Consider the following 22,684-nt stretch of genomic DNA (forward strand, 5'->3'; position numbering starts at 1 on the left):
ACATATTGTGGTAAAAAAACCCTTGACTTTATCACGGTAAAGCATTATCATGGTAAAGAAATTTTTCAGGAGCCGGTTTTCGAACCGATTCGTGACCATGGAGGAATGAACATGCAGATTGACGACAGCGTAATGAACGGGCAGGAGAGGATTAGTTTCCGCCTTCGTTCCCTGTATTCCGAATACGGATATGAACGCTACCGGATGAGCAAGTTTGAAGAATATGATCTGTACAGCCGGAACAAGGATTTCCTGTTTTCGGAGGCTGTTATTACCTTTACAGATACAAACGGACGCCTGATGGCACTGAAGCCTGATGTGACGCTTTCCATTGTCAAGAACAGGAAAGACACGCCCGGAATGCTCCAGAAGCTGTATTACCATGAAAACGTCTACCGTGTTTCCGCGGCGGCGGACGGCTTCAGGGAACAAACACAGGTAGGACTCGAATGCATGGGCAATGTTGACGGCGCCTGTATCGCAGAGGTTCTGAAGCTTGCGGCGGAAAGCCTGAGGCTTTGCTCGGAAAACTTTGTGCTGGAAATCAGCCACGTAGGTATCCTGAATGCGTTTGTGGACGCCATTGCTCCGGATCAGTCTGTGAAGAAGGCCATCCTGGAATGTGCGGGTCAGAAAAACCTCCACGGGATCAGCCGGGTATGCCGGGACAACGGCATTTCAGAGGGCGCGGAAAACGCACTGAAAGAACTGCTTGGACTGTATGGAACACCCCGCACCGTGATGCCGAAGATCCGAGCACTGGCCGAGGAATACGGAGCCGGGGAGATGGCGGACCAGCTTGGCAGGGCAGTGGCCGGATTTACGGGAAGCGATATTGAGGACAGGATCCAGATTGACTTCTCCGCTACTGGCGACGTGAAGTATTACAACGGAATCGCGTTTAAGGGCTTTATCAGTGGTATTCCCGGGAGCGTGCTTTCCGGCGGACAGTATGACGCGCTGATGAGAAAGATGGGCAGGAAAGACCGGGCGATCGGATTTGCCGTATTCCTGGACATGCTGGAAAGACTGACAGAGGAGGAAAACTTCCGTGCTTAATATTGCGTTGCCCAAGGGAAGACTGGGTGAGAAAGTATATGCCATGTTCGCAAAAGCCGGTTTTGAGTGCCCTGCACTGATGGAAAACAGCCGGAAACTGATTTTTGACAATGAGGAAGCCGGCGTCAGGTATTTCTGGGTTAAGCCCTCTGACGTGGCGATTTATGTGGAACGCGGCGCAGCTGATATCGGCGTCGCCGGGAAAGATATTCTGCTGGAGTACCGGCCGGATGTATACGAACTGCTGGACCTGAACGTGGGCAAGTGCCGTATGGCGGTAGCTGCTCCGGCCGGATTCCGGGATGATATGAACCGGACACTGCGGGTTGCGACAAAGTTCTCCCGTATTGCCAGGGATTATTACACATCGGTGGGACGGGATATCGATATTATTCATCTGAACGGTTCCATCGAGATTGCTCCGATTCTTGGACTGTCGGACGTGATTGTGGATATCGTGGAAACCGGTACAACCCTGCGGGAAAACAATCTTTCGGTGATCGAGGAGATTGTCCCGATTTCGGCGCGGCTGATTGCCAACAAGTCCGGGTTTAAGTTCCGGACGGAACAGATCGAAAAGCTGACCGAGGGACTGAGAAAGGAAGTGCAGGAAGCATGATCCGGATTATGAAATACGGCGAGGTATCCAATGACGAGATCTTCGACCGGGCCATGCCCACCGTGAATGTGACCGATAAGGTGGCGGAGATCATCCGCAACGTAAGGGAGATGGGAGACGAAGCCCTGCTTGAATATACGGCAAGGTTCGACGGCGCGAAACTGGACAACGTGCTGGTGACTCCTGAAGAAATGGAAGAGGCGCTGGCACAGATAACGCCTGATTTTATGGCGATCCTGGAGAAGGCGGCCGCCAATATCCGCAAGTTTCACAGCCGGCAGGTGCGCAATTCCTTCATTATAAATGATGAACCCGGCGTGGTAATGGGACAGAAAGTCATTCCGGTGGACCGGGCCGGCATCTATGTGCCGGGGGGAACTGCTCCGCTTTCCTCCACGGTGCTGATGGACGTGATTCCAGCAAAGATTGCAGGGGTAAAGGAAGTAGTGCTGACCACACCTCCGGGAAAAGACGGAAAGATCAACGCGGCGATCCTGGCCGCGGCGAAAGTGGCAGGGGCAGACCGTATTGTGAAGGCGGGCGGCGCGCAGGCGATTGCGGCTCTGGCATACGGAACTGAATCCGTGCCGAAGACGGATAAAATCGTGGGACCCGGCAACGCGTTTGTGGCAGAAGCGAAACGGCAGGTCTACGGCGTTGTTTCCATTGATATGATTGCCGGCCCCAGTGAAATCCTGGTAGCGGCTGACGGCAAATCCAATCCCGCCTACCTGGCGGCAGACCTGCTGAGCCAGGCTGAACATGATAAGGTTGCCAGCGCCGTGCTGGTGACTGATTCCATGGAACTGGCTGAAAAGGTGCGGGATGAGCTGGAGAAGCAGATTCCGCAGCTGGAACGGGCTGATATTGCAAGGGTATCCATCGACAACAACGGCAAGATCATTGTGGCGGATGACCTGAGAACTGTCATTGATATTGCCAATGAAATTGCGCCGGAGCACCTTGAGCTTTGTGTGGACAATCCGTTTGACTGGCTGGACAGCATCCGGCACGCCGGATCAGTTTTCCTCGGACGCAACTGTCCGGAAGCGCTGGGGGATTATCTGGCCGGGCCGAATCACACGCTGCCGACACAGGGTACCGCAAAGTTCTCCAGTCCTCTTTCTGTAGATGACTTTGTGAAGAAAACACAGTATACTTATTTCACCAGGGACGCGCTGGCGGCAGTAGCCGAAGACGTGGCAGCCTTTGCCCGGATGGAGGGACTGACAGGGCATGCGCGCAGTGCGCTGATCAGGACAAAGCAATAATATTGCATTGTCCTGAATTCACAATTCATAATTATGGATTGTGTTACCAGATTAAACGAAGGGACTGAGTGTTATGAGCCGGTTTTTTTCGGATAAGTATAAAGATCTGGAGCCGTATACTCCCGGTGAACAGCCGAGAGACCAGAAATATATCAAACTGAATACGAATGAGAATCCTTATCCGCCGCTGCCGGAAGTAGCCGAGGCAGTCAGAAAGGCAAGCGAAAAGCTGTATCTCTATTCTGATACGGAATGTGTGGAACTGAGAAAAAACCTGGCAGAAAGGTTGAATGTATCCCCGGATGAGCTGCTGATGACCAATGGCTCGGATGAGATCCTCAATTTTGCCTTTATGGCGTTTTGCGATAAACACACTCCGGCCTACTTTGCAGATGTGACCTATGGCTTTTATCCGGTATTCGCGGATATCAACCAGGTTCCCTATGAAGAGATTCCCCTGAAGGAAGACCTGACAATTGATATCACCGATTATTTCCAGAAAGCCGGTACGATCTTCATCGCCAATCCGAACGCACCGACGGCCATTGCGCTGCGGCGAAGCGAAATAGAGGAAATCCTGAAGCAGAACCTCTACAACGTCGTGGTTGTGGACGAGGCATATGTGGATTTCGGAGCGGAAAGCTGCGTACCGCTGATTAAGGAATATGACAACCTGCTGGTCACACAGACCTTCTCCAAGTCCCGCTCTATGGCCGGCGCCCGGCTGGGAATGGGTATCGGCAATCCGGAACTGATCCGTGACCTGAACGCAATCAAGTATTCGCTCAATCCTTATAACGTTAATTCTTTGACATCCGCGGCCGGCGTAGCCAGCCTGAAACTGGATGAATATAATAAGAAAAACTGCGAGATTATCATGGAAACCCGCAGCCGGACCGAAAGGGCTCTGCGTGAACTGGGCTTTGAGATGACTACTTCGCAGACCAATTTCCTCTTTGCCCGGCATCCGGCCATATCCGGTGAAGATCTGTATCTGGAGCTGAAAAAGAAGGGAATCCTGATCCGTCACTTTAATAAGGAACGGATCAAGGATTATAACCGGATTACCATCGGCACACCCGAACAGATGGAGACGCTGGTGGCAACCATCAAACAGGTATTGGAGGGAAAAGCATGAGACAGGCTGAAGTGAGCCGCAAAACCGGCGAAACAGATATCCGGCTCCGGCTGGAACTGGACGGAACAGGCAAGAGCGTTATCGATACCGGCGTAGGCTTCCTGGATCACATGCTGACGCTGTTCGCACGGCACGGGCGCTTTGATCTGGAGGTTTCGTGCAAGGGAGACACTTATGTGGATGATCATCACTCCGTGGAGGATATCGGCATTGCCCTGGGCAAAGCGTTTGAAAAGGCCCTGGGAGACAAAAAGGGAATCATCCGTTACGGCAGTACCATCCTGCCCATGGATGAAAGCCTGATTCTCAGCGCAGTGGATCTTTCCGGACGCGGCCTGCTGGTGTATGACCTGCAGATCCCTGCCGAGAAGGTTGGCACCTTTGATACGGAACTGACGGAAGAATTCTTCCGGGCATTGGCTCACAACGCCTGCGCTACGCTGCACATCAAACAGCTTTCCGGCGGAAACAGCCACCACATTATTGAAGGAGCTTTCAAGAGTGTGGCCCGCAGCCTGCGGGCTGCCGTGGCTATTGATCCGGCCTGTGCGGATGAAATTCCTTCGACGAAAGGAGTTCTGTGATGATTGCGATCATCGACTACGGCGTCGGGAATCTGTTTTCCCTGCGGTCTTCGTTCGCAGCCATTGGACAGGATGCGATGGTGACCAGCGATATTGAAGAGATCCGCAGGGCAGACCGGCTGATTCTGCCCGGCGTCGGCGCTTTCCAGGACGCAGCGGAAAAACTGCGGGCTTCCGGGATGGACAAGGCAGTGAAAGAAGAAGCAGCCAGGGGAAAACCGCTGATGGGTGTGTGCCTGGGCATGCAGATGCTGTTTGAACGCAGCTATGAATACGGTGTACATGAAGGCCTTGGCCTTCTGAAGGGTGAGATCCGGCCTATTGAAGAACGGATTCCCGCGGGACTCAAGATTCCCCAGATGGGCTGGAATGCCCTGAAGATCGTGAAGGAATCCCCGCTGCTGAAGTACACACGGGAAGGCGAGTATGTATACTTTGTTCATTCCTACAGTGCGGTAAACTGTGAGGAAAGCCTGCTGGCCGTGACGGAATACGGCTCAGACCTGACGGCCTGCGTTGGCAAAGGCAATGTGTTCGGCTGTCAGTTCCATCCGGAAAAGAGCAGCGACGTTGGCCTGCGGATCCTGAAAGCCTTCTGTGAAATAGGAGTAAACGAATAAGATGATTTTATTTCCGGCAATAGATTTATATGAAGGCAAGGCTGTGCGCCTGTATAAGGGCGATTACACCCAGATGACGGTTTACAGCGAGCATCCGGAAGAAATTGCCATGGACTTTGCGGCACAGGGCGCTACCCATGCGCATCTGGTGGACCTGGAGGGTGCTAAGAGCGGCACGACACCGAACCTGGATACAGTACTGAAGCTTAAAGAGACGGCAGGCCTGTTCTGTGAGATCGGCGGCGGTATCCGCAGCATGAAAACTGTGAAGACCTATCTTTCCGCCGGGCTGGACCGGGTGATCCTGGGAACGGCAGCGGTGGAGGATCCAGCATTCCTGCGGGAAACCGTGGACACCTATGGAGAAAAGATAGCCGTAGGTGTGGACGTCCGGGACGGTTATGTGGCTATCAAGGGATGGATGGAAAAATCCGCCCTGGAGTTTATGGCATTCTGCCGGCAGATGGAAAGTATCGGGGTAAAGACCCTGATCTGCACAGATATTTCCCGGGACGGTGCCATGAGGGGAACAAACCGGGAAATGTACCGGCAGTTATCTGAAAGCCTGGGTCTGCAGATCACGGCCTCCGGCGGGGTATCCACCCTGGAGGATGTGGAGAGCCTGCGGAAGATGAACCTGTACGGCGCCATCATCGGCAAGGCATACTATACCGGGGATATTGACCTGAAGAAAGCAATAGAGGTGGCACGGTGATTACGAAGCGAATCATTCCCTGCCTGGACGTGAAGGACGGACGGGTGGTCAAGGGTGTCAACTTCCAGAAGCTCGGGGATGTGGCGTCCCCGGTGGAACTGGCTAAGTATTACAGCGAGAACGGCGCGGATGAGCTGGTGTTTTATGACATAACAGCTTCTGCTGAAGGCCGGGCGCTGTTCACGGATATCCTGACGGAAACGGCACGTACGGTATTTATCCCCCTGACAGTGGGCGGCGGCATCAATACCACGGATGACTTTGACCGGGTGCTGAAGTGCGGTGCGGACAAGGTGTCGGTTAATTCCGGCGCGATTCGGGACCCTTCGCTGGTAGGCAAGGCGGCAAAGCTTTACGGCGACCAGTGCGTGGTGCTGAGCGTGGACGTGAAGCGCGTGGACGGCGTTTTCAGGATTTTTGCCAAAGGCGGCCGGGAGAATACCGGCATGGAAGCGATTGAATGGGTCCGCCGGTGCGTCGGAGAAGGTGCCGGAGAGGTCGTGGTCAACTCCATGGACACAGACGGTGTGAAGCAGGGGTTCGACCTGGAACTGCTGGAGAAGGTCTGCGACGTGGTGAAGGTGCCGGTAATTGCGTCCGGCGGCGCAGGGTGTATTGAGGATTTCATCACGCTGTTCAAGGCGCTGCCCGGAGTGGATGCGGGGCTGGCGGCTTCGATCTTCCACTTCGGTGAAGTGGCGATCAATGATCTGAAAGCCGAAATGAAACGGAACGGCATTCCGGCGAGGATATAAGGGAATTCACAATTCATAATTCACAATTATGGATTGTGAAAAACCAAATCATATGGTTATACAAAACAAGGAACTGCAATCATCTTTCATAGAGAATCAGTAACTGGCATTATGAATTATGAATTGTGAATTATGAATTTGGAGGAGAATAGAGATGCTGAACATCGATGAACTGAAGTTTGACGAGAAGGGCCTGATTCCGGCCGTTGTGGTGGATGCGGAGAACGGGAAAGTGCTGATGATGGCCTATATGAACAGGGAAAGCCTGAAGATTTCCATGGAGAAAGGCCTGACCTGCTTCTGGAGCCGGAGCCGCCAGGAACTTTGGCTGAAGGGAGAAACCAGCGGAAACTATCAGCATATCGTGTCCATTACGGCGGACTGCGACCGGGATACGCTGCTGGTGAAGGTGGAAAAGGACGGTCCGGCCTGCCACACGGGCAACGAAACCTGTTTCAATGACGTGATCTGGGAGAGCGACGAACTGCATGAGTTTACCTACGAGGGCCTCATGGAACTGATCGCCGGCCGGAAGACGGAGAAGAAGGAAGGCTCCTATACCACCTACCTGTTCGAGAAGGGACTGGACAAGATCCTGAAGAAGGTGGGCGAGGAGACCACTGAGGTGATTATCGCGGCCAAGGATAAGGATAAGAAGAATACGATCTATGAGATCGCGGACCTGACCTACCATGTGATGGTGCTGATGATTGAAGCAGGTATTTCCCTGGATGATATCCATAAGGAACTGGCATCCCGCCATGTGATTGATCACAAGGTGAAGCAGGAGAAAATGGTCTGATGAGAGATCTGCACATGCATACTGTCTTCTCTGACGGAAAGAATACTCCGGAGGAGATGGTTCAGGAAGCGATCAGGCTGGGCCTGGATACCGTTGGGATCTCTGACCACAGCCATCTGGATCCCTGCGGTATGACACTGGAAACCAGTGCCGAATACAGGGCGGAAATCGCCCGGCTGAAGGAGAAGTATGCCGGCCGGATCCGGGTGCTGTGCGGCCTGGAACGGGATTTTATCTCGGATGATTTTGCGGAATATGATTATGTGATCGGATCGGTTCACCTGCTGACGATGCCGGACGGACACCATGTGTCAATAGACTGGACGGCGGATAAACAGCGGGAAGGCGTGGAAAAGTATTTCGGAGGCGACTGGTACGCTTTCGCGGAAGCTTTTTATGAGACGGAAGCAAAGGTTGTGGAAGTAACGAAGTGTGACATTATCGGACACTTTGATCTGATCACAAAGTTCATAGAGCAGGAACCTGCTTTTGACGTACATCATCCCCGGTATGTGAAGGCATGGCAGAAAGCGGCGGATACCCTGCTGAAGACCGGGAAACCTTTTGAGATCAATACGGGGGCTATTTCCCGGGGATACCGTACTTCACCTTATCCCGCCAGGGAGATCCGGGATTATATCCGGGCACACGGCGGGAAGCTGATCCTTTCCAGCGACAGCCACAGCAAAGAAACAATCGCATTTAAGTTTGAAGAATATGCTGATGAGGCGGATCCTCAAATTCAGAATTCAGAATTCAGAATTCAGAATTAATGGTTTGGCCAGCCAATCAATTGATTGTGACAGCATGAAAAAGTTTCTGAAGAAATTCGGGAACTTTTTTTATTTGCCTGCGTCCTACAGAGTGAGACCGGGAAAACCGGTAATGAGAAAGGAGACTGAAACAATATGAAGCGGATTACGGCGATCATTCTGGCAGTGCTGATGGTGCTGGCCATTGCAGCAGGGGCCATGGGCGAGGAAAACAAAATCTGGTTCAAAGGTGATAAGGGAGAAAAGGTTACCTGGATCCAGACGAGACTGAAGGAACTGGAATACCTGGACAAAGAACCAACCGGTATTTTCGATGAAGATACAGAGCGCGCTCTGCAGGAATTCCAGCGGTATCAGGGACTGCTGGTAACCGGCATGGCGGACAGTGTTACGATGCAGCTGCTGGAAACCACCACAACAAAGAAATCGGAAACAAGAAACTGGATGTATGAAGACGTCGAGTATGAAGCAACAATGTATGAAGCAGGCGCATCATATTCAGATTCCTTCATGAGCATGTCCACCAGTATGCCGATGAGCGGGGCACCCAGTGCAGCGGCGAAAGGCCGGATCGACTGGAACACGGAGGAATACACAACTTTTGAAAGCAACCGTTTCCTGAGCGTGCTGACTTCTCCGCTGTCCACTTTTGCGGCAGATGTGGATACCTCCTCCTATGCCCTGTTCCGCCGGAAAGTGCTGAGCGGGGAACGGATCCCGGCGGACAGTATCCGCATTGAGGAAATGCTGAATTATTTCCATTATGATTATGTGCAGCCCAAGGCGGGTGAACCTTTCGGCGTGACAACCGAGATTGCGCCCTGTCCCTGGAATGAAAGCACGAAGCTGCTGCTGATCGGCCTGCAGGCAGCGGAAATCCGGAAGGATGAACGTCCCGGGCATAACCTGGTATTCCTGATCGACACTTCCGGCAGTATGAACGGCAGAGACCGGCTGGACCTGGTGAAACGGGCATTCCTGCTTCTGCTTGATGAGCTGGATCCGGAAGACACAATTTCCATTGTGACCTATGCAAACCGGGACCGGGTAGTACTGGAAGGTACTCCCGCAGCAGACAAAACGCGGATCATGGAAGCTATCAGCGAGCTGGAAGCACACGGAGGAACCAATGGCAGTGCGGGTATCCTGAGGGCATATGAGATCGCCGAAAAGTACTATGTTGAAGGCGGTGTAAACCGTATCCTGCTGGCGACGGACGGTGACCTGAATGTGGGCGTTACCAGCGAAGGAGACCTGGCAGAGCTGGTGACGGAAAAGAAAAAGAACGGTATCAGCCTGACCTGCCTGGGCTTCGGCATGGGCAACTACAAGGATAACAAGATGGAAGCACTGGCGGACTACGGTGACGGCAATTGCCGGTATATCGATACCATCTACGAAGCACGGAAAGCGCTCGTGGAAGAAGGCGGCGGAACGTTTATCACCGTTGCCAAGGACGTGAAGATCCAGGTGGACTTTAACCCGGCCATGGTGAAGGGATACCGCCTGATCGGCTATGAAGACCGTGTGATGGCTGCTGAAGACTTTGCCAACGACGAGAAGGACGGCGGTGAGATCGGCAGCGGTCACAGGATGACGGCCCTGTATGAGATTGTTCCTGCAGACTCCGATTTCAATTTCGGTGAAGTTGGAAGCCGGTACCAGGATACACAGGCTTCGGGAGACAGCGGCGACTGGCTGACGGTCAGCATTCGTGCCAAGGAGCCTGAAGGTACGGTGAGCGAACTGTACGAGTATCCTGTGAACGAGGATGCGGTCAAGGCAGAAATGAGCGAGAATATGCGGTTTGCAGCCGCGGTGGCCGAAGCTGGGATGCTGCTCAGGAACAGCGAATGGAAGGGACAGTCCACATGGGCGCAGGCGCTGGAGCTGGCCAGGGGATGCCAGAACGTGATCGGCGACGTCTACAAGGAAGAGTTTGTTTATCTTCTTACACTGTTGGAAAGAGCGGAATGAAAATGAACAATGAACAATTATGAAGGAAGATAAAAAGTCATTGAAAGAAAATAAAAAGCGGTGACAAAAACAGTATAAGTGAATATAATGGCATGGATGCAAATCCGGAAGGAGAACAACCATGCCATTTTTGTATGAGACCCATATGCACACCTGCCAGGGAAGTGCCTGCGGCAGGGCAACCGGTAAAGAACAGGCCAGGGTATATAAGGAGGCCGGCTTTACAGGGATTATCATTACAGATCATTTTTTCGGCGGTAATACCGCTGTTGACCGGAGTCTTCCCTGGGAGGAACGGGTGGATCTGTTCTGGAAGGGATACGAGGACGCGAAGGAAGAGGGGGACAGGATCGGACTGGACGTTTTCTTCGGACTTGAGCAGAATATTCACTTTGATGAATACCTGATCTACGGACTGACCAAGGAATATATGAAAGCCCACCCGGAAATGGAACACTGGAACCGGCACCAGCAGCTGGAAGAAGTTCACAAGGTCGGCGGCTGCGTGATCCAGGCACATCCGTTCCGGATGCGGAGCTATATGGACCGGATCCGGCTGGGACTGAAATACTGTGACGGCATTGAAGTGGCCAACGCGGGAAACGATCCACTGGATGACGCGCGAGCCTGGCTTTACGCGAAGGAATACGGACTGATTATGTCAGCAGGTTCCGATAATCACTGCGGCGGCAACTGGCCGCTGTACGGTGTGGCGATGGATCACAGGCTGACGGATATTCAGGATTATGCCAGAACAATCCTGGCTGGAAAGCAGATGGAACTGCTGCTTCCGGAAGGAAGGCTGATTATGCCGGAGAATCCGGTGATTGATGAACGGCATAAGGCCTATATGCTGGATGATGAGGAGCAGGACGTTCCGACAACCAAAGAATGGACCGAATAACAAAGAAGGGCCTCCGCTGAGACGGAAGCCCTTCTTTTTATGCCTGTCAGAAGGTACTGGCTTTTTTCATCAGGCGGAGCCCCTTCCAGTTGGGTTCCTTTTTGTTCGGCGTTTCGGGAAGGTCAAATTCATAGGCCATGCTGGCGTTGATAACAGGAATGCCGTTCCAGTCACGCTCGCGGATGAAGTGGGAACCGGTATATGCCTGGTGCACATGACCATGAACCATGACGGCGGGATGCCAGGTATCCAGCAGGGGACCAAAGCATTCGAATCCCCGGTGCGCAAGATCCTCCTGGTCGCCAAACCCCCGGATCGGAGAATGGGTCAGCAGGATATCAAATCCGCCGGTGGCTTTCAGCATCCGCCGGTATGAGGCAATGCGGGAAGCCATTTCTTTCTCGGTATACATATTCTTCGCGTCCGGACGGTAGCGGATGGATCCGCCCAGTCCGAATATACGTACACCCTTGATCTGGACAACCGTTCCATCCGCGCACAGGCAGCCTTCCGGCGGCTCTTTTTCGTAGCGGTCATCATGATTGCCGGGCACATAAATGATGGGGGCGTTGGTGAAGCAGGTCAGGAAAGACAGGTATTTGGCGGGAAGGTCTCCTGCTGAAAGGATGATATCCACATCGCGCAGTGCTTCCCGGCAAAGATCCCCCCAGAGCCGGGGAGAAGGTTCATCTGCTATAGCCAGAATCCGCATATCATTCGCTCACTTTCTGTTCCAGCTGAAAGCTGAAAGCTCGGGCTTCAGTTCTCCGTTGAATCCCTGAAGGCGTACCAGAGGACGAGCGGATTCAATGAGTTCTTCTGTATCAGGCAGGGTGCCGATAATATTATCAGCCAGGTAATCCATACAAAGAATTTCAGCGGGGGTGAGACGCCGGTCCGCATCGCAGCGCAAAGTGCCGCTCTGGTCACGCAATTCTCCTTCAAAAGGTGTGAAGGAACCTTCGCGGATCTGCTCCCGGAAATGATGAATTACACGGGCAGCGTAAGGATCGAAGCGGGAGGAGAAAGCAACGTCCAGGATGTTGGATCCCAGTCCCCACCAGTAATTGGTTACGTTTTCCTTGCTTTCCGCCTGGTTGAAGGTGCCGTTCAGAATGCGTTCCGTCATCATCCGGTAGAAAAGCCCCCAATGGGGAACCAGCGTAGCCATATGGAGGATTTCTCCACCGTCACGGACGTACAGTCCGTAATCCCGGGCATCGCGGTTCGGCGCTGTGATGTCCCGGTTGCAGATCACGCGGATTTCGGGATCTTCGAAAGGCATTTCCTGATCAAACCAGGAAGCGGAGAACCAGTTCAGATAGATCTTTGCCTGCGGGTTGACCATGCGGGCTCCCAGGGCGAATGCATTGGCCGCGGCCGGGACACCGTATATCGGGAAGTCGGCAATATAACCGATTTTTCCGTTCTCGGACAGGATGCCTGCGGCCAGACCCAGCAGGAACTTTGCCTCATAGAACCGGATATAGTAGGTACGGATATTCGTGTAGTTGGACAACAGGGAGCAGCAGAGGAAACGGACTTCGGGATGCTTAAGCGCCGGTTCCACTGCACTGTTGAGCATAACCGGGGAAGTGGCAAAAATAGCGGTATAACCGTTGGCAATCAGCCGGTCAACTTCCTCGGCGAATTCTGTCCGGGAAGGCACGATGCGCGTTGTGGTCTCCAGACGGTCACCCAGCTTTTCCTCGGCTTCCAGGCGTCCCAGGTTGTGCCAGTAGTTCCATGCTGAATCCTGGATGGAACGGTTAAAGAGGAATGCGGCTTTGATTTTTGAAGGGTGGAACAGTGCTGAGATCAGCGGAACAGGAGGCTGAACCTGTTCCATGACCAGGTTCACACGGCCGTCCCGGGATTCGAACTCCCGGGCCATGAGGCGGACGCGCTCCCCGGTTTTTCCCAGGTCGTCATCCCTGACGTCCTCATAGCCGAAAGTGGTCAGGTAAAGCAGGAAAGCATCACCGCAGGGCAGGACTTCCTTGCCGCGGGTCTGGGTAAGGTAGTTTTCGGCAAAATAATGATAGAGCTTGCGCAGGGAAAGAATCTCGTCGTCGGTCCATTTCTCCCCGGCACGGACACCCGGCAGGGAAAGAAGCTTCTGATAGGAACCGGGACGGGAGAAGAAGATGGCATAAAGACCGGTTTCCTTGCAGAAATCACAGTATTCATAATAGGAAACAACTTCCGGATCATCACTCATGGGCGGATATACGCGGGTAACGTCCGCTTCGATATCCCGGGAGTCGAGGTACTTCATGACAGAGGCGCGTTTATTGCCTTCGATGACATAGTAGTATCCCATGTATTCCAGCACGGTGATGGGCTGGTTGACACCCTGGGATTCCACACTTTCACAGAGCTGTTCCCATTTGCTGGCAAATTCACTGCCGCCTTCCAGAATGGGCATGAACCCGTCTGCAAAAGCATAGCTGCGACCCCGGGAAACGGAGCCGATGACCCGGTCAAGGGGAATGGTCATAATGCCGAGGGACAGACGGCTGAGGGAGGAAAGGGCAGGAACACGTTCCTCCAGAACAGGCAGATAAGGGTCGGTATTGGACTGGATGGCGTTCTGGTAAACGCGCAGACCTTCCCGGCGGGCTTTGCTGTAATGATCCATATAATCACTTCGTTTCTGATTTAAATTCCGGTTTCACAATTATATCTGCCATACAGGATGACCTGCTGAAACGAGTATAATTATGAAAGTTCAGGGCAACAGAAAGCATATATATATTATCATTATTTGAAGGAAATGGCAAAAAGACGAATGTTTCCGGATACACGAGTGCGGAAAGTACGATTTTTGTACAATCTGGGAGGAAAACATACAGATTAGCTGTCTTGAGAAAAAAATAGGAGAATGATAGAATATTTTCGTGTATTCTTGATTACGGAGGGACACGCAATGCCGGAAATCGGGATGATTCTGCGTGAAGGGAAAGGCAAGAAAGTCTACGCGACGGACGACCCTGATAAAGCGATTGTCTATTTCAAAGACGAGGCCATGGCGTTTCACGGCCTGAAGCGGGGACGGATCCTCGGCAAGGGCGAAGTGAACAATTCGGTGTGCGAGCACCTTTTTCATCTGCTGGAAGAACACGGAATCGAAAGTCATTATCTGGAACATATTGACGCAAGGCACTGCCTGGTGAAGCGGTGCGATATGATTCCGCTTTCTGTGAAAATCCGCAACCGTTCTGCCGGACAGCTGGCTGAACGTACCGGGATTCCGGTTGGAACGAAGCTTGAGCCGCCGGTGGTGGAGTTTGAGCTGCGGAACACCGGGATGGAAGCGGATCCGCTGGTGAACAACTCTCATATCTATGCGATGAAGCTGGCCACACCGGAAGAAATGGAAGAGATTACCCGTGTCAGCCTGAAGATCAATGAAATCCTGACAGCCTACCTCAAGGATATCAGCATCGAACTGATCGATTTCAAACTGGAATTTGGCCGTTACCACGGACGGATCATTGTCGCAGACGAGATTACCCCGGACACTGCCCGGTTCTGGGACGCCGGAACGCATGAGCCGCTGGATATCGACCGGTTCAGAAGAGACATGGACAATGTGGCAGAGGCATATCAGGAAGTGCTTCACCGCATGATGGGTGTGAGTTAAGAAGATATGATCAGAAGAACGCTTTGCTTGCTGCTCGCGCTGACGCTTCTCTGGGGCGGACTGTGCGCGGCGGCGGAAGAAAAAGGCGAGTTTCCGGCATTGAATGATGCCGGTTTTCTGGACTCCGGGGAATTTGTCTGGGAAGACGAAGAAAACGGAGTCTGGCGGTATGCCAGCAGCACGCTGCGGGTTGAAATCTTCCGCCGCGAGCAGAAAAAACCAGCCCGGGTCTGGTATGAGGCTGAAGTCTTCTGCGCTGAAGGATCTGTGGGTCCAAGGATGATTGCCAATGATCCGGAACATTGGAAAACCGCGGCGAATATGGAGTATCCCTACAAGATCGCCCGGAAGTACGGTACAGTGTTTGCTGTTTCCAATGACTTTGCCCAGCTGCGGCTGCAGCAGAAGAAAAGCCGGCCCGGCATTATTATCCGGGACGGGAAAGTCTGGTCGGACAAAACCAAGAAGAAAGGCGTAAAGGATTTCCCGAACCTGGACTGCCTTGCGATCTGGCCGGACGGAGACATGAAAGTTTACTACAGCGACGAAAAAACTGCTGAGGAATACCTGGAAGACGGTGCGGTTGACGTACTGGCTTTCGGACCGATCCTGATCCGGGACGGGAAGCTGAATGAGGAAGCCCTGAAGAAATACGGCACCAGTCATGCCCAGCGTACCGCTGTAGGCATGGTGGAGAAGGGACATTACTTCTTTATGATGCTGGAAGGCCGGATCAAGCGGAGCAAGGGTGACGGTATCAGTTTCCTGGCGGAAAAGCTGCTGGAGAAGGGATGCACCCTGGGATTCAACCTGGACGGCGGGGAAACCGCGTGCATCGTCTTCATGGGACATCAGCTGTGCAAGCTGAAGGATCGGAAGAAACTATCCTCCCGGAGAACGAGTGATATCCTGGGAGTTGGTACTTCGGAACTGCTTCCCTCAGTGTCCGATCCGTGGTAAAACCGCAGAAACTGTTGCAATACAAGGAAACTTGTGATAAAATGCCATGCGGTGTTTTATGCGCACCGCTGTTTTATGCTGAAATGATTCAGTGAAATGATTCAGGAGGAAGATAATTCATGAGCCATACCTACGAGAAGCTGTCCGGAAACAAAGCGAAACTGACCTTTACGATCCCCGCGGAGCAGTTTGATGAAGCAATGACGCAGGCTTTCCTTAAGATGCGCAAGCGTATCAACGTTCCGGGTTTCCGGAAAGGCAAGGCTCCGCGCAAAATGATCGAGACCCTTTACGGCGAGAGCGTTTTCTATGATGACGCCTTCGAGATCATCTTCCCGGACGCGTATCGTGCGGCTGTTGAAGAATATGATCTGAAGCCCGTGGATCAGCCCCAGATTGACCTGGACGAGATCGGCGCCGGCAAGGACCTGAAGTTCCATCTGGAAGTGTTTGTCAGACCCGACGTGACACTGGGCGATTACAAGGGACTGACCGTTGAAGCCGATCTGCAGAAGCTGACGGACGAAATGGTGGACGCCCGCATTGAGGAAGACCGCAAAAAGGCCAGCCGTACGATTGACGTGGAAGACCGTCCCGTACAGGAAGGTGACACAGTCAACCTGGACTATGCAGGTTCTGTGGACGGCGTTGCTTTCGCCGGCGGTACCGCTCAGGGCCAGACGCTGACCATCGGCAGCCATCAGTTCATCCCCGGTTTTGAGGAACAGATGGTTGGCATGCAGCTGGGCGAGGAGAAAGACCTGAACGTTAAATTCCCCGATGAGTACCATGCTGAGGAACTGAAGGGCAAGGACGCTGTGTTCCATGTCAAGGTGAACGGCATCCAGATGACCGAAGTGCCGGAACTGGACGATGATTTCGCCGCTGACATCAGCGATTTCAATACCTTCAAAGAGTATAAGGAAAGCATCGTTAAGGAACTGAGCGACCGCGTCGCGAAGAACAACGATATTGCTGCTGAGAACGCACTCGTTGAGAAGGCTGCTGAGAACGCCCAGATCGATATTCCGGAAGCCATGATTGACGACCAGGCGAACTACATGGTTCGTGAGATGGCTATGCGGATGAGCTACCAGGGCCTGCGCATGGAAGACTATCTGAAGTACACCGGCCAGACCATGGACGGCGTGAAGCAGATGTACAAGCCTGAAGCTGAAAAGCGGGTCCGGATCGAACTGGTGATTGACGCCATCCGCAAGGCCGAGAAGATTGAGCCCACTGAGGAAGACATCGAAAAGGCGATTGCTGAGCAGGCTGAACAGATGGGCCAGGAAGTGGAAACCTTCAAGAAGAACCTGACCGAGGAACAGAAGGGTTACCTGAAGGATAACGCCGCGATCCGCCTGGTGCTGGATCTGCTGAAGAAGGACGCCAAGGTGGAGGAGAAGAAGGCGGAAGCTCCTGCGGAAGAAAAGCCCGCGAAGAAGACCGCTGCCAAGAAGACCACCAAGAAGGCTGACGCCGCGGAAGCTCCTGCGGAAGAAAAACCCGCCAAGAAGCCCGCAGCCAAGAAGACCACCAAGAAGGCTGACGCTGCAGAAGCTCCTGCGGAAGAAAAGCCCGCTAAGAAACCCGCCGCCAAGAAGACGGCAAAGAAAACTGACGCTGAATAAGAATGCCTTTAACGGCGGCCCGGCCGGGCCGCCGTTTCAGTCAAAGGAGGGAACGATATGCCGCTTATTCCGATGGTCATTGAACAGACGAACAGGGGAGAACGCTCCTACGATATTTATTCCAGGCTGCTGAAGGACAGGATTGTCTTTCTCGGCGGGGAGATCACCGATGATACCGCCAATCTGGTGGTTGCGCAGCTGCTGTTCCTTGAAATGGAAGATCCGGACAGTGATATCAGCCTGTACATTAACAGCCCCGGCGGATCTGTGACAGCCGGCATGGCTATTTACGATACGATGAAGTACATCCGGCCTCAGGTGCGCACGGTCTGTGTCGGTATGGCTGCCAGCATGGGCGCTTTCCTGCTGATGGCCGGCGAAAAGGGCAAACGGCTTGCGCTGCCGAATGCCGAAGTGATGATCCATCAGCCCCTGGGCGGTGCCCAGGGCCAGGCTACAGACGTGGCGATCCGGGCTGAATGGTTGATGAAGACCAAGAAGAAGATGACCGCCATGATGGCTGAAATGACAGGCCAGCCCCTGAAGAAGGTTCAGGCGGACGTTGAACGCGACTATTTCATGAGCGCGGAAGAAGCGTTGGATTATCATATTATTGATGAGATCTATCAGCCGCGGGACAAGCAGAAAAAGTGAGGTTGAAACATGGCCAACAATATGAACAGACAGACACCCCGCTGCTCCTTCTGTGGCAAGGAACAGCGTATGGTAAAACGGCTGGTGGCCGGTCCGAACGTTTATATATGCGATGAATGTATCGCCCTGTGCAATGAGATCCTGAGCGAAGAGGATCTCCTGCTTGATGATGCTTCCAGGGACATGCTTGCGCCGGTGAAGCTGCCTTCCCCCGCAGAGATGAAAAAGATCCTGGACGAGTATGTAATCGGACAGGAACGGGCGAAGCGCGCGCTGAGCGTGGCAGTGTACAACCACTACAAGCGGATTAACCGGAAGCAGACGCGGGACGACGTGGAACTCCAGAAGAGCAATATCCTGCTTCTGGGCCCCACGGGCAGCGGAAAAACCTACCTGGCTCAAACCCTGGCCCGGATCCTGGAAGTTCCGTTCGCAATCGCCGACGCTACCAGCGTTACAGAGGCCGGCTATGTGGGCGATGATGTGGAAACTATCCTGCTTCGCCTGATCCAGGCGGCGGACTGGGACATTGAGAAGGCACAGCGCGGTATTGTCTATATCGACGAAATTGATAAAATTGCCCGCAAAGGCGAGAACATGTCCATTACACGGGACGTCAGCGGCGAAGGCGTTCAGCAGGCGCTGCTGAAAATCCTGGAGGGAACGGAAGCCGCTGTGCCGCCGCAGGGAGGCCGGAAGCATCCGCACCAGGAAATGATCAGGATCGATACAACCAATATCCTGTTTATCTGCGGCGGCGCCTTTGACGGACTGGTGCCGATTATTGAAAACCGTATCGGAAAGAAAACGCTTGGCTTTGGCGCCGAAATCCAGAGCCAGCGGGATCCTGCCCGGACAGACGCACTGAAGGACGTACAGCCGGAAGACCTGACCAAATACGGCCTGATTCCGGAATTCGTCGGCCGCCTGCCGATTCTGGTTACGCTGGACGCACTGGATGAGGACGCACTGATCCGGATCCTGACAGAGCCGAAGAACGCACTGTGCAGGCAGTATTCCACACTGCTGGATATGGATAACATCCGGCTTATCTTTGAAGATGACGCTATCCGGGAGATTGCCCGACAGGCCATTGACCGCAAATGCGGCGCCCGCGGCCTGCGCGCCATCATTGAGAACGCGATGCTGGACACCATGTTTGAACTTCCGGGAATGCCGGATGTCAACGAGTGCATTATTACAAAGGAAGCAATCAATGGCGGAAAGCCGACACTGATCTCCGGCGTAGGCAAGAGAACTGCCAGGCGTGCGGAGAAAAAGACGGACGAAACGGACGCCTCCTGAATAAAAAGCTGACGGCACGGGCTTTACCGGCTCCGGATATACTGTATGCGGAAGCAACCGGTAAGCCCCGGGCCGTTCATGACAAGAGGATATCATGAAGAAAAATCAGACAATCGAATTGCCTGTACTGCCCCTGAGAGGACTGATGCTCTTTCCGAACATGGTCCTTCATTTTGACGTGGGCAGAAAAAAATCCCTGGCCGCACTGGAACAGGGAATGATGGAAAAACAGCGGGTATTCCTGATCAGCCAGAAAAGTGACGATACGGAAGACCCCACATGGAAAGACCTGTGCAAGGTCGGTACCATTGCGGAAATCAAGCAGGTGATGAACCTGCCCGGAGAGAACATCCGTGTGCTCGTGGAAGGCTCAAGCCGGGGCGTGATTCTGGAAAAGCTCGGCGATGACCCCTGCATGAAAGCGGTGATCAAGGTCTGCGAGGACCGGGCTGTCCGTTCGGCAGAGGCGAAAGCGCTGCTGCGTACCGCACAGGATCTGTTTGAGGAATATGCAAGAACCTCCCAGCGTGTCAGCCAGGATACGGTGGAATCAATCCATGCCATTGAAAAAGCCGGAGAGGCGGCAGATCTTCTGGCAGCAAATGTGCTGACGAAGCGGGAAGACCGGCAGGACATCCTTGATGAGCTGAATCCGATTGCCCGCCTGGAAAAGGTCTGCTCGATCCTGATGCGTGAAACCGATATGGCTGATACGGAGAAACAGATCCAGGCCCGCATCCGGAAACAGGTGGAAAAGAACCAGAAGGATTATTATCTGCGCGAACAGATCAAGGCAATCCAGACTGAACTGGGTGACGGAGATGAAACAGATACCGCCGACTTGCGGAAGCGGCTTGCTGAGACTCCCCTGAACGATGAAGCCCGCAGCAAGTGTGAAAAAGAGCTGGACCGGCTTTCACGCATGGCGCCGGGAAGCCCGGAAAGCTCTGTCAGCCAGACATATATTGAGTGGATCCTGGATCTGCCCTGGGGAAAGGAAACAGAAGACAATCTGGATCTGAACCGGGCAAGGGAAATCCTGAACAGGGATCATTACGGACTGGAAGATGTCAAGGAACGGATTATCGAATACCTGGCGGTCCTTCAGCTGAAAAAGGATATGAAGGGGCCGATCCTTTGCTTTGTGGGTCCTCCCGGCGTGGGTAAGACCAGCATTGTAAAAGCGATCGCTGAGGCAGTCGGCCGGAAGTTTGTCCAGGTCAGCCTGGGCGGCGTCCGGGACGAAGCGGAAATCCGGGGCCATCGCCGTACTTATATCGGCTCTATTCCTGGCCGTATTATTGCCGGCATGAAACAGGCCGGCACCTGCAATCCCGTATTCCTGTTTGATGAAATCGACAAGATGAGCGGCGATTTCCGGGGCGATCCGGCTTCCGCCATGCTGGAAGTGCTGGATTCAGAGCAGAACAATGCCTTCCGGGATCATTATATGGAGCTGCCCTTTGACCTGAGCAAGGTGATGTTTATCACCACAGCCAATACAATGGAAACCATCCCCGCTCCGCTGCTGGACCGGATGGAGCTGATTGAGGTTTCCAGCTATACGGAAGAGGAAAAGCTTCAGATCCTTAAGCGCCATCTGCTGCCGAAACAGATCCGGGAGCATGGGATGAAGCCGAACGCACTGAAGGCGGACGACAGCATCCTGAAGATGATGATTGAGGACTATACCCGTGAGGCAGGCGTACGCACACTGGAAAGAACTGCTGCCAAACTGTGCCGCAAAGCTGCTGTACGGATGCTGGATCAGGGCAAACACTCCATGACCATCTCAAAGAAAGCCCTGCGGGAAATGCTCGGCGCACCCCGGTATCTGCGGGAAGCACCGGAAAAGGAACCCCGTGTGGGAGTGGTCAATGGACTGGCATATACCAGTGTGGGCGGCGAAATGCTGGAAGTGGAGTGCACTACCATGAGCGGCAAAGGCACCCTGAAGCTGACCGGCCAGCTGGGCGACGTGATGAAGGAATCGGCAGAAGCGGCCTTTACATGGGTTCGCGCCCACAGTGAAGAGCTGGGACTGCAGAAGGATTTCTACCAGAGCATGGATATTCACATCCATGTACCGGAAGGCGCTGTGCCCAAGGACGGCCCTTCTGCCGGCGTCACGATGACCACGGCGCTGGTGAGCGCACTGACCGGTAAACCTGTGCGCCAGGACGTGGCGATGACCGGCGAGGTAACGCTGCGCGGCCGGGTGCTGCCGATCGGCGGACTAAAGGAAAAAACCATGGCTGCATACAGGGCCGGCATCCGTACGCTGGTGATTCCGGAAGAAAACCAGAAAGACCTGGAAAAGATCCCTGAACATGTGCTGGCACAGTTTAAGGTGATCAAGGCTGCAGACGTGAAGGATGTGCTGAAGACAGCGATTGTGAATGAATAATTCACAATTCATAATTCATAATGAATTGACCGGCTGGGAAAGGAGCGTGAACTATATGATGGAGATCAAAAGTGCAGAGTTCGTGACTTCCATGGCCGATTACGGCGATTTTACCGGAAAAGGCCTGCCCCAGATTGCGGTGGCAGGAAAGAGCAATGTGGGAAAGAGTACGCTCATCAACAAGCTGTGCCGGCGGAACAAGCTGGCACGCACCAGCTCCACACCGGGTAAAACGAGGCTGCTGAATGTATTCCTGCTGAACGACGAGTTCCATCTGGTTGATCTGCCCGGATATGGGTTTGCAAAGGTGGATAAAAAGGAAAAACAGCGCTGGGGCCAGATGATGCAGGACTATTTCGAAAAAGCGGATGAACTGCTTCATGTGCTGTGCCTCGTGGATATCCGCCACGAACCCACAGAGGATGACAAGCAGATGAATCGATTCCTGCGGGAAATGGACATTCCGTTCTCAGTGATTGCCACCAAGGCAGACAAGATCAGCCGCGGCGCACGGAGCAAATACCTGGCTCCGATCTGCAGGGCGCTGAGCGTCCAGCCCTGGGAAATCATCTGTTTCAGCGGGGAGGATGGTACAGGCCGGGATGATCTGCTGAAGCTGATGGACGATATTCTTCATCCGGTTGAATCATAAGTTTACTATTTTTTGCCAAAAGTATTCTTTTCCTATTGCATATGATGTATATGCATAGTATAATCCATGACCGTAGATCACGAGGTGCTTTCGGCAGAAAAGTGGAGGAGAAAGCCAATTAGTGGAGAAACACTCAGTTTTTTCCTCTGTTTTTAATGTGCTGGTGTAAAAGGAGGCATCAAAAGTGAAAACTACGATCAACAATGTGG

The 22,684-nt window shown here is 53.3% G+C and carries 21 protein-coding genes; 19 read left to right on the forward strand and 2 right to left on the reverse strand.

Annotated features, from left to right (window positions below; genetic code table 11):
- Positions 1–111 precede the first annotated feature (111 nt).
- The 12 genes from JRC49_13855 to JRC49_13910 all read left to right on the forward strand — a co-directional run bounded on the left by JRC49_13855 (position 112) and on the right by JRC49_13910 (position 11,217).
- Positions 112–1,059 (forward strand): ATP phosphoribosyltransferase regulatory subunit, encoded by a 948-nt coding sequence (locus tag JRC49_13855; GenBank protein ID QTE70856.1) that lies wholly within the window; start codon positions 112–114, stop codon positions 1,057–1,059.
- Complete coding sequence (locus JRC49_13860; protein ID QTE70857.1) at positions 1,052–1,678, forward strand: ATP phosphoribosyltransferase; 627 nt, start codon at positions 1,052–1,054, stop codon at positions 1,676–1,678. The genes JRC49_13855 and JRC49_13860 overlap by 8 nt, the downstream gene beginning before the upstream one ends.
- A complete protein-coding gene (hisD, locus tag JRC49_13865) occupies positions 1,675–2,949 on the forward strand; it encodes a histidinol dehydrogenase (protein QTE70858.1) in 1,275 nt (424 codons plus the stop codon). Before JRC49_13860 ends, hisD begins: the two co-directional genes overlap by 4 nt.
- A gap of 73 nt (positions 2,950–3,022) precedes the next feature.
- Positions 3,023–4,087, forward strand: a complete 1,065-nt coding sequence (locus JRC49_13870) for a histidinol-phosphate transaminase (GenBank protein QTE70859.1) — start codon at positions 3,023–3,025, stop codon at positions 4,085–4,087.
- Positions 4,084–4,671, forward strand: coding sequence for an imidazoleglycerol-phosphate dehydratase HisB (hisB, locus tag JRC49_13875; GenBank protein ID QTE70860.1), 588 nt, complete (start codon positions 4,084–4,086; stop codon positions 4,669–4,671). Before JRC49_13870 ends, hisB begins: the two co-directional genes overlap by 4 nt.
- Positions 4,671–5,291, forward strand: a complete 621-nt coding sequence (gene hisH, locus JRC49_13880; protein ID QTE70861.1) for an imidazole glycerol phosphate synthase subunit HisH — start codon at positions 4,671–4,673, stop codon at positions 5,289–5,291. Before hisB ends, hisH begins: the two co-directional genes overlap by 1 nt.
- Position 5,292: 1 nt before the next feature.
- Positions 5,293–6,006, forward strand: coding sequence for a 1-(5-phosphoribosyl)-5-[(5-phosphoribosylamino)methylideneamino]imidazole-4-carboxamide isomerase (gene hisA / locus JRC49_13885; GenBank protein QTE70862.1), 714 nt, complete (start codon positions 5,293–5,295; stop codon positions 6,004–6,006).
- Complete coding sequence (hisF, locus tag JRC49_13890) at positions 6,003–6,761, forward strand: imidazole glycerol phosphate synthase subunit HisF (protein ID QTE70863.1); 759 nt, start codon at positions 6,003–6,005, stop codon at positions 6,759–6,761. Before hisA ends, hisF begins: the two co-directional genes overlap by 4 nt.
- A 154-nt stretch (positions 6,762–6,915) precedes the next feature.
- Complete coding sequence (locus JRC49_13895) at positions 6,916–7,563, forward strand: bifunctional phosphoribosyl-AMP cyclohydrolase/phosphoribosyl-ATP diphosphatase HisIE (protein ID QTE70864.1); 648 nt, start codon at positions 6,916–6,918, stop codon at positions 7,561–7,563.
- Positions 7,563–8,336 carry a histidinol-phosphatase gene (locus JRC49_13900; protein QTE70865.1) on the forward strand — a complete coding sequence of 258 codons (774 nt, stop codon included), beginning with the start codon at positions 7,563–7,565 and terminating at the stop codon, positions 8,334–8,336. The genes JRC49_13895 and JRC49_13900 overlap by 1 nt, the downstream gene beginning before the upstream one ends.
- Before the next feature lie 135 nt (positions 8,337–8,471).
- The gene (locus tag JRC49_13905; protein ID QTE70866.1) at positions 8,472–10,313 is read left to right on the forward strand and encodes a von Willebrand factor type A domain-containing protein; all 1,842 of its coding nucleotides are present in this window, start codon (positions 8,472–8,474) and stop codon (positions 10,311–10,313) included.
- Between the two features lie 121 nt (positions 10,314–10,434).
- Positions 10,435–11,217: a PHP domain-containing protein gene (locus tag JRC49_13910; protein QTE70867.1), complete on the forward strand. Its 783-nt coding sequence runs from the start codon at positions 10,435–10,437 to the stop codon at positions 11,215–11,217.
- A gap of 46 nt (positions 11,218–11,263) precedes the next feature.
- Here JRC49_13910 and JRC49_13915 read toward each other — a convergent pair whose 3' ends face one another.
- On the reverse strand, positions 11,264–11,929 hold the full coding sequence (locus JRC49_13915; GenBank protein ID QTE70868.1) for a metallophosphoesterase family protein: 666 nt from the start codon (positions 11,927–11,929) through the stop codon (positions 11,264–11,266).
- Between the two features lie 9 nt (positions 11,930–11,938).
- Positions 11,939–13,858 carry a BMP family ABC transporter substrate-binding protein gene (locus tag JRC49_13920; GenBank protein ID QTE70869.1) on the reverse strand — a complete coding sequence of 640 codons (1,920 nt, stop codon included), beginning with the start codon at positions 13,856–13,858 and terminating at the stop codon, positions 11,939–11,941.
- Between the two features lie 288 nt (positions 13,859–14,146).
- Here JRC49_13920 and JRC49_13925 point away from each other — a divergent pair, with 288 nt between their 5' ends.
- The 7 genes from JRC49_13925 (at position 14,147) to JRC49_13955 (ending at position 22,475) form a co-directional block, all read left to right on the forward strand.
- Positions 14,147–14,863 carry a phosphoribosylaminoimidazolesuccinocarboxamide synthase gene (locus JRC49_13925; GenBank protein QTE70870.1) on the forward strand — a complete coding sequence of 239 codons (717 nt, stop codon included), beginning with the start codon at positions 14,147–14,149 and terminating at the stop codon, positions 14,861–14,863.
- 6 nt (positions 14,864–14,869) lie between these two features.
- Positions 14,870–15,823, forward strand: a complete 954-nt coding sequence (locus JRC49_13930) for a phosphodiester glycosidase family protein (protein QTE70871.1) — start codon at positions 14,870–14,872, stop codon at positions 15,821–15,823.
- Between the two features lie 119 nt (positions 15,824–15,942).
- On the forward strand, positions 15,943–17,457 hold the full coding sequence (locus JRC49_13935) for a trigger factor (protein ID QTE70872.1): 1,515 nt from the start codon (positions 15,943–15,945) through the stop codon (positions 17,455–17,457).
- A gap of 57 nt (positions 17,458–17,514) precedes the next feature.
- Complete coding sequence (gene clpP / locus JRC49_13940; protein ID QTE70873.1) at positions 17,515–18,111, forward strand: ATP-dependent Clp endopeptidase proteolytic subunit ClpP; 597 nt, start codon at positions 17,515–17,517, stop codon at positions 18,109–18,111.
- Between the two features lie 9 nt (positions 18,112–18,120).
- A complete protein-coding gene (gene clpX / locus JRC49_13945; protein ID QTE70874.1) occupies positions 18,121–19,416 on the forward strand; it encodes an ATP-dependent Clp protease ATP-binding subunit ClpX in 1,296 nt (431 codons plus the stop codon).
- Between the two features lie 94 nt (positions 19,417–19,510).
- Positions 19,511–21,823: an endopeptidase La gene (gene lon / locus JRC49_13950; protein QTE70875.1), complete on the forward strand. Its 2,313-nt coding sequence runs from the start codon at positions 19,511–19,513 to the stop codon at positions 21,821–21,823.
- 55 nt (positions 21,824–21,878) lie between these two features.
- A complete protein-coding gene (locus JRC49_13955) occupies positions 21,879–22,475 on the forward strand; it encodes a YihA family ribosome biogenesis GTP-binding protein (protein QTE70876.1) in 597 nt (198 codons plus the stop codon).
- Positions 22,476–22,684 lie beyond the last annotated feature (209 nt).

The organism is Clostridiales bacterium FE2011, from assembly GCA_017569305.1.
GTDB lineage: Bacteria > Bacillota > Clostridia > Christensenellales > Aristaeellaceae > Aristaeella.

Coding starts and splice junctions, on each gene's coding strand:
- JRC49_13900 (QTE70865.1), top strand. CDS start 7,563: ATGAGAGATCTGCACATGCATACTGTCTTCTCTGACGGAAAGAATACT.
- hisH (QTE70861.1), top strand. CDS start 4,671: ATGATTGCGATCATCGACTACGGCGTCGGGAATCTGTTTTCCCTGCGG.
- clpX (QTE70874.1), top strand. CDS start 18,121: ATGGCCAACAATATGAACAGACAGACACCCCGCTGCTCCTTCTGTGGC.
- hisA (QTE70862.1), top strand. CDS start 5,293: ATGATTTTATTTCCGGCAATAGATTTATATGAAGGCAAGGCTGTGCGC.
- JRC49_13870 (QTE70859.1), top strand. CDS start 3,023: ATGAGCCGGTTTTTTTCGGATAAGTATAAAGATCTGGAGCCGTATACT.
- clpP (QTE70873.1), top strand. CDS start 17,515: ATGCCGCTTATTCCGATGGTCATTGAACAGACGAACAGGGGAGAACGC.
- hisB (QTE70860.1), top strand. CDS start 4,084: ATGAGACAGGCTGAAGTGAGCCGCAAAACCGGCGAAACAGATATCCGG.
- JRC49_13930 (QTE70871.1), top strand. CDS start 14,870: ATGATCAGAAGAACGCTTTGCTTGCTGCTCGCGCTGACGCTTCTCTGG.
- JRC49_13935 (QTE70872.1), top strand. CDS start 15,943: ATGAGCCATACCTACGAGAAGCTGTCCGGAAACAAAGCGAAACTGACC.
- JRC49_13920 (QTE70869.1), bottom strand. CDS start 13,858: ATGGATCATTACAGCAAAGCCCGCCGGGAAGGTCTGCGCGTTTACCAG.
- JRC49_13910 (QTE70867.1), top strand. CDS start 10,435: ATGCCATTTTTGTATGAGACCCATATGCACACCTGCCAGGGAAGTGCC.
- lon (QTE70875.1), top strand. CDS start 19,511: ATGAAGAAAAATCAGACAATCGAATTGCCTGTACTGCCCCTGAGAGGA.
- JRC49_13955 (QTE70876.1), top strand. CDS start 21,879: ATGATGGAGATCAAAAGTGCAGAGTTCGTGACTTCCATGGCCGATTAC.
- JRC49_13895 (QTE70864.1), top strand. CDS start 6,916: ATGCTGAACATCGATGAACTGAAGTTTGACGAGAAGGGCCTGATTCCG.
- JRC49_13915 (QTE70868.1), bottom strand. CDS start 11,929: ATGCGGATTCTGGCTATAGCAGATGAACCTTCTCCCCGGCTCTGGGGG.
- JRC49_13925 (QTE70870.1), top strand. CDS start 14,147: ATGCCGGAAATCGGGATGATTCTGCGTGAAGGGAAAGGCAAGAAAGTC.
- hisD (QTE70858.1), top strand. CDS start 1,675: ATGATCCGGATTATGAAATACGGCGAGGTATCCAATGACGAGATCTTC.
- JRC49_13905 (QTE70866.1), top strand. CDS start 8,472: ATGAAGCGGATTACGGCGATCATTCTGGCAGTGCTGATGGTGCTGGCC.
- JRC49_13855 (QTE70856.1), top strand. CDS start 112: ATGCAGATTGACGACAGCGTAATGAACGGGCAGGAGAGGATTAGTTTC.